This window comes from Kitasatospora purpeofusca (assembly GCF_036010405.1).
GTDB classification, from domain to species: Bacteria; Actinomycetota; Actinomycetes; order Streptomycetales; family Streptomycetaceae; genus Kitasatospora; species Kitasatospora purpeofusca.
In genome coordinates this window covers 8,535,865-8,548,560 of record NZ_CP108561.1, presented here as the reverse complement: position 1 = coordinate 8,548,560, position 12,696 = coordinate 8,535,865, and the positions used below count along the sequence as shown (strand labels likewise).

Annotated in this window: 8 protein-coding genes; 6 read left to right on the top strand and 2 right to left on the bottom strand. The window is 74.0% G+C overall.

The annotated features are described in order from the left end of the window. The 3 genes from OG715_RS37175 (at nt 1) to OG715_RS37165 (ending at nt 7,456) form a co-directional block, all read left to right on the top strand. Nucleotides 1–1,503: a VMAP-C domain-containing protein gene (locus OG715_RS37175; RefSeq protein WP_266272859.1), complete on the top strand. Its 1,503-nt coding sequence runs from the start codon at nt 1–3 to the stop codon at nt 1,501–1,503. 70 nt (nt 1,504–1,573) lie between these two features. Beyond that, nucleotides 1,574–2,710: an AAA family ATPase gene (locus OG715_RS37170; protein WP_266272860.1), complete on the top strand. Its 1,137-nt coding sequence runs from the start codon at nt 1,574–1,576 to the stop codon at nt 2,708–2,710. A 6-nt stretch (nt 2,711–2,716) separates the two neighbouring features. After that, nucleotides 2,717–7,456 (top strand): SAV_2336 N-terminal domain-related protein, encoded by a 4,740-nt coding sequence (locus OG715_RS37165; RefSeq protein ID WP_266272861.1) that lies wholly within the window; start codon nt 2,717–2,719, stop codon nt 7,454–7,456. A gap of 55 nt (nt 7,457–7,511) precedes the next feature. Here the strand turns inward: OG715_RS37165 and OG715_RS37160 are convergent, their stop codons facing one another. Further along, nucleotides 7,512–8,228, bottom strand: coding sequence for a TNT domain-containing protein (locus OG715_RS37160; protein ID WP_266272862.1), 717 nt, complete (start codon nt 8,226–8,228; stop codon nt 7,512–7,514). A 368-nt stretch (nt 8,229–8,596) separates the two neighbouring features. Here OG715_RS37160 and OG715_RS37155 point away from each other — a divergent pair, with 368 nt between their 5' ends. After that, on the top strand, nt 8,597–9,340 hold the full coding sequence (locus tag OG715_RS37155; RefSeq protein ID WP_266272863.1) for a DsbA family oxidoreductase: 744 nt from the start codon (nt 8,597–8,599) through the stop codon (nt 9,338–9,340). Between the two features lie 46 nt (nt 9,341–9,386). After that, nucleotides 9,387–10,844 (top strand): phytoene desaturase family protein, encoded by a 1,458-nt coding sequence (locus OG715_RS37150; RefSeq protein ID WP_266272864.1) that lies wholly within the window; start codon nt 9,387–9,389, stop codon nt 10,842–10,844. Nucleotides 10,845–10,921: 77 nt separating this feature from the next. On the opposite strand, the gene OG715_RS37145 is transcribed toward OG715_RS37150, so the two are convergent. Then, nucleotides 10,922–11,881, bottom strand: coding sequence for a GlxA family transcriptional regulator (locus OG715_RS37145; protein ID WP_266272865.1), 960 nt, complete (start codon nt 11,879–11,881; stop codon nt 10,922–10,924). A gap of 104 nt (nt 11,882–11,985) precedes the next feature. Between OG715_RS37145 and OG715_RS37140 the strand changes: the two genes are divergently transcribed. Continuing rightward, complete coding sequence (locus OG715_RS37140) at nt 11,986–12,669, top strand: MBL fold metallo-hydrolase (RefSeq protein ID WP_266272867.1); 684 nt, start codon at nt 11,986–11,988, stop codon at nt 12,667–12,669. The last annotated feature ends 27 nt before the right edge of the window (nt 12,670–12,696 follow it).

The window sequence follows — 12,696 nt, the reverse complement described above, 5'->3', positions numbered from 1 at the left end:
ATGCACACGACACCGTTCCCGCCCCCGGTCGGCCGGGGGCCGTGGCCGGAAGGGGCCGAGGATGTTCTCCTGAAGATCATTTTCTTCTTCGACCAGATGTATGAGTTCACCTTCCGCCAGGACGTCCTCGGGATCATGAACGCGTCGCCGAAGAGCCTCGGCATCAAGGCAGGCATCCGCGCGGACTACATCCCGAATTCGCACGTCCGGGAGATCCTCCGGGCGATCCGTACCTCCCGCAATCCGCGGACCGCGCTGGACTCCCTCGCCGAGGCACTGGAGGAGCTGGCTCCGAAGAGGCGCGCAGGGGAATGGCTGAAGCTCGTCCTGAAGGTCCTGAAGAGCGGCGACGACCTTCCATGCGGCGAACTGCTCCAGGTGATATTTGAGTTGAGCGTCATCGAGGATCCGACGGCGCCGGCCAGTCACCTGCCGGAGGACATCCCGGGGGTACAGGAGCGCGACACGGCGAGGATGAACCTGCCCGAAATCCTGGACCTCCTCGTCAGCCGGATCGACGACAACCTGCTCGGCCCGCTGGTCGTCTTCCTCCGCGCGCTCGGCGACCATCTCGAAGCCACTCGGAAACAACCGCTCCCGGCCCTGCGCCGGTTCCTCGCCGCCCATGCCGACCGAGCGCCCGCCCCGGCGGCGGGCCCCCGCCAGCGGCTGATCGTCCAGATTCGACTCGACGAGGAGAGCTCGCCGGACACCGGCGACCCGCTGTACCGCCTGATCGTCGCCTACTACCGGCAGCCGCTGGCCGGCGGGCAGTTCTGGCGGGTCGGCCGCCACCGCGACGAGGGGAAGTTCACCAGGAGCGAGCTGTTCGCCTCCGGTGGCGGGCGACTGACCGCCTGGGAGCAACTGCGACTGGCGCTCCTCGATCCGACCGCGCCGGTCCGGATCGAGTTCCTGCTACCGCGTTCCCTCCTCGGGTACGCCGCCGAACTCTGGTCCACCGGAACCGCCGACCGACACTTGGGCCAGCAGCACCCGGTGGTGGTCCGACAGCTCGAACGGTACCTCGACTACAACCTCGACCGGAGTGAGTGGCGGAAACGCTGGAAGTACCTCGGGACCCACGGAGCCGATCCGACCGAGGTCCTCGAACGAATCGGCTGGCCGCCGCTCGGCCCGGCCGACGCAGAAGGTCTGGCGGACTGGATCTTTGATCAACACGAGCTCTCCTGCATGGGCCTCGATGTCCCGTACGAGCAGCTCGACCCCGCGATGCAACGCGCGGTGGACGACGCTATGTACCTCGACGGTGTGCCCGTGCTGCTCTGGCGGCGGGTCGCCGGAGGCAAGGAGACCCTCCTGAAGGACCTCCGGAAGCACGAACCCACCCGGCTGGCCGAACTGCCCTACACCGTCCTCAAGCACCGAAAAAGGGTGCGGGACCCGACTCCGGCCCCGGACCGAACGCTCACGCTGCTCTGGGACGATCCCGACTGCGTCGACCCGGACCAGGACTACCCCTACGAGGGGATGGCCGAATGAGCGCGAACGCCGTACCGCGAACCCCCGCCCTGCGGAACCCGGAGCGACACGAAGCAAGCCAGGAGCGCCCATGACCGAGGACTGGTGGATCTACCGGGGCATCGGCGTCCCGCACGGCGGGATCGCCGGGCTCCCGCCCGCACCCGCGTGGCGTGCCTTCGGTGACTCGGACGGCGATCCTGCGCTCCTGCCGGCACCGCCCCCGGAGGACTCGGCGGCCGGTTCCACGGCCCGCCGGCTCGGCCGGGTCCGGCAGGCGGCGGCGTACCAGGCGGACGAGCGGGAAGTCCGGCTGGTCAACCTCGCCCTGCACCTGCGCCGCCCCCTCCTGATCACCGGCAAGCCCGGTGTCGGCAAGTCGACCCTCGCCTACGCGGTCGCCCACGAGCTGCGCCTCGGCCCGGTGCTGCGCTGGTCGATCAGCAGCCGCTCCAGCCTGCGTGACGGCCTGTACAGCTACGACGCGATCGGGCGGCTGCACGAGGCCGGACTCACCCGGAACGGCCGTCACCCGGACGCTCCGGAGCCCCGCCTGCACGGGGACGACCGGACCGTGAGCCTGGCCCTGCGGCGGGGCGGGCCCGAGGAGGACTTCCTGATCGCTCCCCCACCGGAGGAACGCGCGGCCCCCGCCATCGGCAGGTTCCTGCGGCTGGGCCCGCTCGGGACGGCGTTGCTGCCCTGGCGGACGCCGCGGGTGCTGCTGATCGACGAGATCGACAAGAGCGACATCGACCTGCCCAACGACCTGCTGAACGTCTTCGAGGAGGGCGAGTTCGAGATCCCCGAACTGCTGCGGCTCGGCCCGGACCCGCAGGAGGTCGGCACGGCCGACCACGGCCGGACGGCGGTGGTGCGCGGCGGTGTGGTGCGCTGCGCGCAGTTCCCGCTGGTCGTCCTCACCAGCAACGGCGAGCGGGACTTCCCGAGCGCACTGCTGCGGCGCTGCGTCCGGCTGGAGATCCGGGCGCCGGACGAGCAGCGACTGGCCGCGATGGTCGCCGCCCACCTGGGCGAGGAAACGGCCGCCGCAGCCGCGACCACCGATCTGATCGCCAAGTTCCTCCGTCGCCAGCAGGACGGGGCGGAACTGGCCAACGACCAGCTCCTGAACGCCCTGCTGATGGCCGGACGTGTGCTCAGGGCCGACCAGCAGGGGCGGGACGCGGTACGTGACGCCCTGCTCCGTCCGCTCAACGAGAGCTGAGCGGCGATGGGTTCGGCATCACCGGGCGGGCCGGCGGAGGGGCTGACGGACGCGCTCGCCGGGCTGCTCCGGCAGGCGGACGGCGGGCCGCAGCCGCAGGACCTCGCGGACGTCCTGTGGATCGCCGGGCTGGCCGGATTGCTGGAGCCGCCGCCGCCGCCCGCGCCGCCGTCGCCTCCGTCCCCGCCGACCCCACCACTAGCGATGCCCTCCGTACCTCGACCGTCCGCAGCGCCGCGGCCCGCACGGGCCCGGCCGAAGTCGACCGTCGTACCGTGGCAGTCCTCGCCGCCCCTGCCCGCCGGACGGACCCCGATCGGTCCGGCACCCGTCGTCGTCCTACCGCCCCCACCGCCCCCGCCACCACCGCCCGTACGCCCGCCCACCGGACCGCACGTCGCGCTGCACCACCGCTCCGGGAGCCAGGGTCGCCCCGCGAACCCCGGAGCCGACGAGCCCGGCAACACGGACCGGGCCGGCGGCCACGTCATCCGGGTCACCCAGCCCGCCGCCCTGGACGGCGGCCTCGCCCTGGCCCGGGCCCTGCGCCCGTTGCGCCGCGCGGTCGACGCCCCCGGCCGGGCCACCCTCGACGAGGAGGCGACGGCCGAGGCCACCGCCGAGACCGGCATCCTGCTCCCCGTCTGGCGACCCGCCCAGCAGCCGCGCTTCTCGGTCGACCTGCTGGTGGACACCGGCGCCACGATGGCCGTCTGGCACCGGCTGGCCGGAGAGCTGAGCACCCTACTGGAGCGGCACGGCGCCTTCGCCGACGTGCGGTGCTGGGCGCTCGACACCGATCGGAAGGTCCCGACGCTCGCGCCGTTCCACCGGCGCCGCCCGGGAGCACCCGCCGCCGCCAGGGCCGACTGGTCCCGGCCGCTCCACGACCCCACCGACCGGCGGATCCTGCTCGTCCTCACCGACGGCGTCGGCCCGGCCTGGTACGGGAAGGAACTGCCGAAGTTCCTGGCCGGCGTCGCCGCGGCCCGGCCCACGGCGGCGCTCCAGGTGCTGCCCCGGCGGCTCTGGCACCGGACGGCGCTGCGCACGGCCCTCGTTGCCGCACGGGCCTCCGTGGCGGGCCGACCCGTCCCGGCCTTCCGCTCGGACGCGGCCCTGCCCGGCATCCCGCCCGGCAGCCGGGGCGCCGAGGTCAGAGCGGGTATCCGCTGGCTGCCGGTGCTGGAGGTCGACGCCGACTGGATCACCCCGTGGGCCGACCTGACCGCGGGCCGCACGTCCGGGTGGACGCCGATGCTCGCCGCACCGATCGCGGGAATGCCCGAGCGGCAGCGTCCGACCCGTCCCGCCGGCACCCCGGCCACGCCCGCCGAACGCGTCGCCCGGTTCCGGGCCGGCAGCTCGCCCGCCGCGTACCGGCTGGCCTGCCACCTGGCGGCGGCGCCGCTCAGCCTGCCGGTGATGCGGCTGGTCCAGCGGGCCGCCGTGCCGGAGTCCGGGCAGACCGATCTCGCCGAGCTGTTCCTCTCCGGGCTGATCGCACCCCGGGGCGGCGCGGCCACCGACCCGGACGAGCAGGTCTACGACTTCCGGGACGGCGTACGGAAGGAACTGCTCGCCGAGCTGACCCGCACCGAGGCCGTCCAGGTGCTGGAGCACGTGCTCACCAAGGTGTCCGGCCGTGTCGCGGCGACCTTCGGCGGCACCCGCGACTTCCGCGCCGTCGCCAGGCTCGTCGGCGCGGGCGGCGACGGCGAGGGGGACGGCGGTGAGGTGCGGCTGTCGGCGCGGAGCCTGCCGTTCGCCGAGGTCGCGGTGACGGTGCTCGCGAGCGCGGGCGGCCAGCACGCCGCGCTGGCCGCGCGGCTGGCCGAGGCGGTGACACGGACGGCGCGCGGGGCGGGGGCCACCCGAATGCCCCGGCCGGACCCGCCACTGCTCCGGCCCGATCGGCTGTCCCCGGTCCGGCCGGTACTGAGCCCGCCGGAACCGGTGAGGATGATCGGCCGGAAACGCGAACTCGCCGCCCTGGCAGCCGCCTTCGACCCCGACCGGGCGGCGTCCGGACCGCCCGAGCAGCCTGCCGTGGTCGTCGTCGTCGGCGACGCCGGTACGGGGCGACGCCGGTTGGTCCAGGAGTACGTCCAGGCGTACGGCGGGCGCCACAGCTTCACCCACTGGATCGACGCGCACTCGCCCGGTTCCCTGGAACGCGGGCTCGGTCAGCTCTGGTCCGCCCTCTCCCCTGCCGACGAACCCTACATCGCGTCCTCCCCGGCCGCCCTGCGCGATCGGCTGGAACGGCACCGGGACTGGCTCGTCGTTCTCGACAGCTTCCCCCGGGACGGCTGGCCCGCCCAGCCCGGGTACAGGTTCTCCTTCGAGCCCCTCGGGCGGGGTTGCGTGCTCGTCACGACGGGCGACCCCCAACTCCGGCCGACGGGCGCCACGATCGTCGAACTCCGGAGCCTCGGCACCGCCGATGTACTGGACGAGCTGGTGGCGCGGCTGGGCCCCGCGTACGACCCGGACGACTCCGGCCAGGCCACGGCCCTGCGACGGTTGGCGCAGCGCCTGCCGCACATACCGGACGTCCTCGCCGAGACGGACCTCGACGCGGAACTGGCGCGCGCCCTGCCCGCACCCGATCCGTCGCCGCCCCGGACGCGCAGCAACGAAGCTGCCGTCCACGTCACGGTCCAGGGCCGACCAGTGACGCTGCGTCTGCCGGCTCCGATCTCCCGGGCGCGGTCCGGCCTCCCCGTGCCGGCCCCCGCGTTCACCGGCCGCGCTGAGGCTCTCGCCGCGCTGCTGTCGTTCCTGGCACCCGTCGAACCCGGGCAGCTCCCGACCCGCACCGCTGTGATCACCGGCCCCCCCGGGGTGGGGAAGTCCGAGCTGGTCCTCCGGGCCGCCACCACGGTTCTGCAGCGCGGCTGGTACCCCGGCGGAGCGCTCTACCTCGACCTGCGCAAGCATCCGAACAGCTCCGTGCCGTCCGGCCCGCACACCCCGGCCGCCCTCCTGTACGCGCTGGATGTACCGGGAGAGATCGTGCCGCCGGACCCCCGTGATCAGGCCGAGCTCTTCCGAACGGTTATCACCGGACTCGCCGGATCGGCCGGACCGATCCTGCTCGTACTCGACAATGTGCCACCGTCCATCGACCTCGATCCGTTCCTCCCGGTCGACGGCCCGCTCACCGTCCTCGTCACCTCCCGCCATTCGCAGCCGATCGCCGCCACCCGGTTCGACCTCCGGGTGATGACCTTGGAGGATTCCGTCCAGCTTCTCCGGAACCGCCTCCAGCTGGTCCTGCCCGACGACACTCGCCTCATGGACGCTCCCCGGCAGGCTGCGGCCCTGGCCGAGCTGTGCGACGGCCTACCGCTCGCACTGGCGATCTGTGCCGCGCGTCTGGCCGGTCATCCGGCCCGCCCAGTGACGACCCTGGTCCAGGAGCTGAGCGACCCCCGCCGTCGGCTCGACGCGATCAGTTATCACGATCGGAGTCTGAAGGCGGCGTTCACCGAGTCGTACGTGGAGCTGTCGAGCAGCGCGGGTCGGCTGTTCCGGCTGCTCTCCGTGTACCCGTACCCCGAGCTTTCCACCGACGTCGCCGCCGGAGTCGCCAACCTCGACATCCTGGTGGCGGAGCAGCTCATGGTGGAGTTGGCCCAGGCTCACCTGGTCGAGCCCGCAGCGACCCAGGAACATTGGTACTTCCACCCGCTGCTCCGGCTCTACGCGCTCAGCCTGGGCGAGGACCTTGCCGGCCCCGACGACCGGGAGAACGCGCTCACAAGGCTACTGACGCACTACCAGGTCTCGGCGGAGGCCGCCTCCGTGCCCGGCAGCCCGTACTCCACCGTCCGCTTCCGCGATCGTGCGCGGGCCCGCGCCTGGCTGGACACCGAGCAGCCGATCATGCTCGCGCTGGTCGCGTTCGCCTCCGAACACGTCGACACCGACGGCGCCTCCACGTTCGCCCACCTCGTAGTACGACTCCTCCTGGCCGACCGCCGCTTCGACGCTCTCGGCGCCCTGGTCGAGCGCATGCGGGCCGCCGACCTCCACCGGGGCGACAGCGCGGGTGCGGAGTGGCTCCTGCGCGCCCTCTTCCAAGGCCTGTCGCAGGCGCGGATCCGGTCCGAGGACCTGCCGGTCGAACACCGGGCCGCGCTCGACCGGCTGTTCCGGGTCATCTCCCAGGAGGCACCGACAGATCACCTGTACCTGGCCGTTCAGACAGGCACCGGCGAGGAAGAGGCCGTGCTCCTTCTGGACCGGATCCTCTCCGAGGTGATGGGCTCCTCCAGTGTCGACAGCAGACTGGTCCGTCCGTCGCCCGGCTTCGGCGCCGACCTCCTGCTCACGATCGTCGAGCCCGCCGATCCACTGGCCACCGCCGGACGCGTCGTCCTGGACCTCTGCGACCGGCTCAAGCGGCTTGCCCCCGACGGCGGCCCGCGCACAGCCATCGCCGTCTCCGTCCTCCAGGGCCCTCCCCCCGAGCGGCTGCCGGGTGCCGCGCAGCTGCGCAGGCGCCTCAGAGGTCGGCCGTTCCGCCGGACCGAGCCGATCGCGGCCCTCACCGTCTCCCGATCGGTGTTCAACATCCTCGCCGAACGGTTCGGCGCCGACATGACCATGTTCGACCTGGTCCTTCCCGGCGCCGCGGAGCCGGAGAGCTCGGACGCCACCTATCGGTACGTCGGTGACCCGCAGCTCCTGGGCCTGATCCTCGCCAACCCCTCGGCGGGCCGGATCATCGAGTCATGAGCCCGCCCGCCCCACCGGTGGCGGTGGGGCGGGCGGGCCCGTGGCTGCGCGGGCGTCAGGCGAGGCAGGCGGCGTCGGGCAGCGCCTCCAGGTACTTCCGGTCCAGCAGGGTCTTGACGTTGTAGGAGTCGGTGCCGAACTCGACGGGCTTCAGCTTCTCGTTCAGGTACTGCTGGATGCCCTTGCCGGGCTGGGCGAAGCCGGAGGCGATGCCGCCCTGTTCGACCTTGAAGGGCAGCTTCACGCCGTAGCAGTGGTAGCTGTCGACCTCCTTGCCCTCCTCGACCACCGGGTTGAGGCTGTCCGGCGGGAGCGCGCGCTCGGGGAAGGACGTGCCGGTCTTCGACAGGTAGCGGCCGTAGTAGAGCCCGAAGCGGTCGAGCTTGGTGCCGGCGGGGATCTCGACGGTGGTCCGGTCGATGGTGCCGTTGACGTCGCGGAAGCCGTCCTCGGCCGGGTACTTCCAGTCGAGGCCGTCGCGGTACCAGGAGAGGAACTGCTGGGGCGTGAGGCCGCCGAAGCGGTCGTAGTTCTTCAGCAGCTTCGCGACCCCGGTGGTGGGCAGGTTCCGGGGGCCGAGCTCCTTGAAGCCGCAGTAGAAGTTCTTCTTGTCCTCGGCGGTCGGCCGGTACTGCTCGCTGGGGCAGTCGGTCGGGTCCGCCTGGGTCTCGGTGACCGGGAGCGTGGTGGCGGCGGCGCTCTGGGTGGCGGCGGTGCCGGTCACCAGCAGGGCTGCCGCCAGGGACAGGGCGGCGAGATGGCGGGAACGCATGGGGGCGGGTCCTCCGGGAGGGGTGGCAGGGGTCCGCGCCGGGCGCGCAGGGGAGCGTCCGGTGGCACGGAAGGGATTGATCGACAACGGGTCGATCGGCACCGGAAGCTACACGCCGCCACCGCGTTGATTCGTGGGCGAAACGCCGACCCCGGCCCCATTCACCCGATCGGCGGGAGTCCGGCGCGACCGGCACCAATTCGACGGGCGGGAAGGGGCCTTGGCCCGGGCCGGGTCGATGCCGGCCCGACGGGCGGCCGAATGGAGCAGGGAATGGTTCATGGGGAGAAATATCTACTTCCTCACGGATGTTCTCCCCGGAGTGTGCGCGGGAAGGACCCGCCACCAGGCGAGGACAGGAGCGACCCGTGCGCGTCGAGATCTGGAGCGACATCAACTGCCCGTGGTGCTACATCGGCAAGGCGCGGTTCGAGCGGGCGTTGGAGCGCTTCCCGCACAGGGAGGCCGTGGAGGTCGTCCACCGGTCGTTCGAGCTCGACCCCCGGGCGCCGCAGGAGGCCCGGCCGGTGGTGCCGCTGATCGCCGCCAAGTACGGGCTCGGGCTGGAGCAGGCCGAGGCGGCGGAGCAGCGGATCGCCGACAACGCCGAGGCCGAGGGGCTGGCGTACCTGCGCTCGGGGCGTGATGCCGCGAACTCCTTCGACATGCACCGGCTGCTCCACTTCGCGGCCGGGCACGGGCGGCAGGCGGAGCTGCTGGACGCCCTCTACCGGGCCAACTTCGCCGAGGAGCGGTCCGCGTTCGCGCCCGGGCGGCTCGCCGAGCTGGCGGTCGAGGCCGGTCTCGACGGGGCGGAGGCGGCCCGGGTGCTGGCCGATCCGGACGCCTACGCGGAGGCGGTGCGCGAGGACGAGGCGACGGCGAGCGCGATGGGTGCCACCGGGGTGCCGTTCTTCGTCCTCGACCGGCGGCTCGGGGTCTCGGGCGCGCAGCCGACCGAGACCTTCACGGCGGCGCTGGAGCAGGCCTGGGAGAGCCGGACGGTCGTGCCGCTCGTCACCGTCGGCGGGGACACCGTCGGCGGGAACAGCGGCGGCGCGGACACCGGCGGGGCCTGCGGCCCGGAGGGCTGCGAGGTGCCGCAGCGCTGACGGCACTGACGGCGCCGACGGCCGGCCGGTACGGGATGCTGGCCGCATGACTACCGCGGTAGTGGTGGGCGGCGGGCCCAACGGGCTCGCCGCCGCCGTCCGGCTGGCCCTGGCGGGTGTGCGGGTGACCGTGCTGGAGGCCGCCGGGGAGATCGGCGGCGGGGCGCGCAGCGGGGAGGCGATCGTGCCCGGGCTGCTGCACGACCACTGCTCCGCCGTCCACCCGATGACCATCGGCTCGCCCTTCCTGCGCGGCCTCGGCCTGGAGCGGTTCGGACTGGAGTTCCGGCTGCCGGAGATCGACTGCGCGCACCCGCTGGCGGACGGCACGGCCGGGGTACTGCACCGCTCGGTCGCCGCGACGGCCGCCGGACTCGGGGGCGCCGACGGCCGGCGCTGGCGGCAGCTGTTCGAGGGGCCGGTCGCGGGGTACGACCGGCTCGCCGACGACCTCATGGGCCCGCTGCTGCGGGTCCCGCGCCACCCGTTGCGGCTCGCCCGCTTCGGTGCTCCCGCCCTGCTCCCGGCCACCGCCGTCGCCCGGGCGTTCGGCGGGGAGCGGGCCCGGGCGCTGTTCGGCGGGGCCGCCGCGCACGCCTTCCAGCCGCTGGACCGGCCGCTCAGCGCCGCCGTGGGCCTCGGGCTGCTGACGGCCGGGCACCGGTACGGCTGGGCCGTCGCCGTCGGCGGCTCGGGGGCGATCACCCGGGCGCTCGCCGCGCTGCTCACCGAACTGGGCGGGGTCGTCGAGACCGGTGTGCCGGTCCGTTCGGCGGACCGGCTGCCGCCCGCCGACCTCGTCCTGTACGACCTCGCGCCCGGCGCCGTCGCGGCGGTCCTCGGCGACCGGCTGCCGCCCCGGACCGCCCGCGCCTACCGCCGGTTCCGGCACGGGCCTGGCGCGTTCAAGGTGGACTTCGCGGTGGCGGGCGGGGTGCCGTGGACGGCCGAGCCGGCCCGCCGCGCCGGGACCGTCCACCTCGGCGGCAGCTTCGCCGAGGTGGCCGCCGCCGAGCGCGCCGTCACCGCCGGGCGGATGCCGGAGCGGCCGTTCGTGCTGGTCGGCCAGCAGTACCTGGCCGACCCCGGTCGCTCGGCGGGCGACGTCCACCCGCTGTGGACGTACGCCCATGTGCCGCACGGCTGGACCGGGGACGCCACCGAGGCGGTGATCGCCCGGATCGAGGGCTTCGCGCCCGGCTTCCGCGAGCGCGTGCTCGGATGGGCGGTCCGCAGCCCGGCCGCCTTCGAGGCCGACAACCCGAACTTCGTCGGCGGCGACATCATGACCGGCGCCAAGGACGTCCGTCAGCTGGTCCTCGGCCCCCGGGCCACCCTGCACCCCTACGCCACCGGGCTGCCCGGCCATTTCCTCTGCTCCGCGGCGACCCCGCCCGGGCCCGGCGTGCACGGGATGTGCGGGGCCAACGCCGCGGAGGCGGCCCTGCGGTGGCTGCGCGGGCGGCCTGCGGACGGGCGGGGGCGGGGCGCGGCACGCGGCTGACCGCGGGGACGGCCGACGGCCCGCGGCAGCCGCTCAGGCCGGGGCCCGGCCTCGGCCCCGGTCACCCCGTCACCCCGTCACCCCGTCACCCGGGAGAACGAGCGGCGGTAGACCCGGGGCGGGACGCCGCGGCGGCGGACGAAGCGCTCCCGCAGGACCGCCGCGCCGCTGTAGCCGACCCGGCGGGCGATCTCCTCCACCGGCAGGTCGGTGGTCTCCAGGAGTTCCTCGGCGGCGGTCAGCCGCAGCTCGCCGAGCCAGGCGTGCGGGGTGGTGCCGGTGGCGGCGGTGAAGCGGCGCAGGAAGGAGCGCTTGCTCATCACGGCGCGGCGGGCCAGTTCGGCGACCGGCAGTGGCCGGTGGAGGTTGGCGCGGGCCCAGCCGAGCAGTTCGGCCAGTCGCTCGTCCTCGCCGTCCTCGGGCACCGGTGCGGCGAGGTACTGGGCCTGGCCGCCGTCGCGGTGGGAGGGCAGCACCATGTCCCGGGCGATGTGGTTGGCGACGGCGGCGCCGTGCTCGCGCCGGATCAGGTGCAGGCAGAGGTCGAAGCCCGCGGCGGCGCCCGCACCGGTGGTGATCCGGCCGTCGTCCAGGTAGAGCGCCTCGGGTTCGACGGTGACGCCCGGGTGGCTGCGGGCCAGCAGTCCGGCGAAGCGCCAGTGGGTGGTGGCGCGGCGGCCGTCGAGCAGGCCGGCGGCGGCGAGCGCGAAGGTGCCGACGCAGTGGGCGGCGACCAGGGCACCGCGGTCGTGGGCCGCCACCAGGGCGTCCAGGACGACGGGCGGGGGCGGGGTCCGGAAGCCGGCCCCGGGGAGGGCGAGCACGAGGTCGGCGGCGGCGAGCCGGTCCAGGCCGTGGGCGATCGCCAGCGGCACGCCCAGGTCGGTGTCGACGCTGCCGGGGCGGTCGGCGCAGAGGGCGAAGTCGAAGCCCGGCAGTTCCGCCCCGTGCGGGCCGAAGACCTCGGCGACGATGCCGACGGCGAGCATGCCGGCACCGGGCGGGACGTAGGCGGCGACGGTGGTGAAGGGGGCCATCCGCGGAGTGTGGCACAGTGGGCGGCGGGAGACTGGCATCTTTCCTGCGATCGCTGGCATCTGTGCCACTCGTCGGGGGCGCGGGCGTTCGACAGGATCGACGCATGACGAACGCACCGATCGCAAACGCCCCGCTGACCGACGCTCTCCTCACCGACGCTTCCCTGACCGACGCCCCGCTGACCGACGCTCTCCTCACCGACGCTCCGCTCGGCCGCAGCGCCGCCTTCCACGTCCTGACCACCGGCTACGTGGGCTCCACCGGCCCCGGGGTCGCCGCCACCGTCTCCTACGTCACGGACGCCGCACGGCACGTGATCTTCGACCCGGGCATGGTGGCGAGCCAGGACGACATCCTCGGCCCGCTGGCCGCCCTGGGCCTCGCCCCCGAGGACATCACCGATGTGGTGCTCAGCCACCACCACCCCGACAACACCATGAACGTGGGCCTCTTCGGCCGGGCCCGGGTGCACGACCACCGGGTCGAGTACCGGGGCCACCAGTGGACGAACCGGGACGCCGAGGGGTACGAGCTGACCCCGTCCCTGCGGCTGATCCGCACTCCCGGGCACAGCGCCGAGGACATCACGCTGCTGGCCGGGACGGCGGAGGGCGTGGTCGCGTTCGCCGGCGACCTGTGGTGGCACGCGGCCGGACCGGCGGAGGACCCGGTGGCTCCGGACCGCGAGCTGCTGCGGGCCTCCCGGCTCCGGGTGCTGGCCGTCGCGGACCTCATCGTGCCCGGTCACGGCGCTCCCTTCCGCGGCGACGGGTCCACCCCGCGGTAGCGCGGGCCGCGCGGTGGCAGCGCGGTG

What these genes read in the sequence shown, in the direction of transcription:
- OG715_RS37175 (WP_266272859.1), top strand. Translation starts at nt 1, where the DNA reads ATGCACACGACACCGTTCCCGCCCCCGGTCGGCCGGGGGCCGTGGCCG.
- OG715_RS37170 (WP_266272860.1), top strand. Translation starts at nt 1,574, where the DNA reads ATGACCGAGGACTGGTGGATCTACCGGGGCATCGGCGTCCCGCACGGC.
- OG715_RS37165 (WP_266272861.1), top strand. Translation starts at nt 2,717, where the DNA reads ATGGGTTCGGCATCACCGGGCGGGCCGGCGGAGGGGCTGACGGACGCG.
- OG715_RS37160 (WP_266272862.1), bottom strand. Translation starts at nt 8,228, where the DNA reads ATGCGTTCCCGCCATCTCGCCGCCCTGTCCCTGGCGGCAGCCCTGCTG.
- OG715_RS37150 (WP_266272864.1), top strand. Translation starts at nt 9,387, where the DNA reads ATGACTACCGCGGTAGTGGTGGGCGGCGGGCCCAACGGGCTCGCCGCC.
- OG715_RS37145 (WP_266272865.1), bottom strand. Translation starts at nt 11,881, where the DNA reads ATGGCCCCCTTCACCACCGTCGCCGCCTACGTCCCGCCCGGTGCCGGC.
- OG715_RS37140 (WP_266272867.1), top strand. Translation starts at nt 11,986, where the DNA reads ATGACGAACGCACCGATCGCAAACGCCCCGCTGACCGACGCTCTCCTC.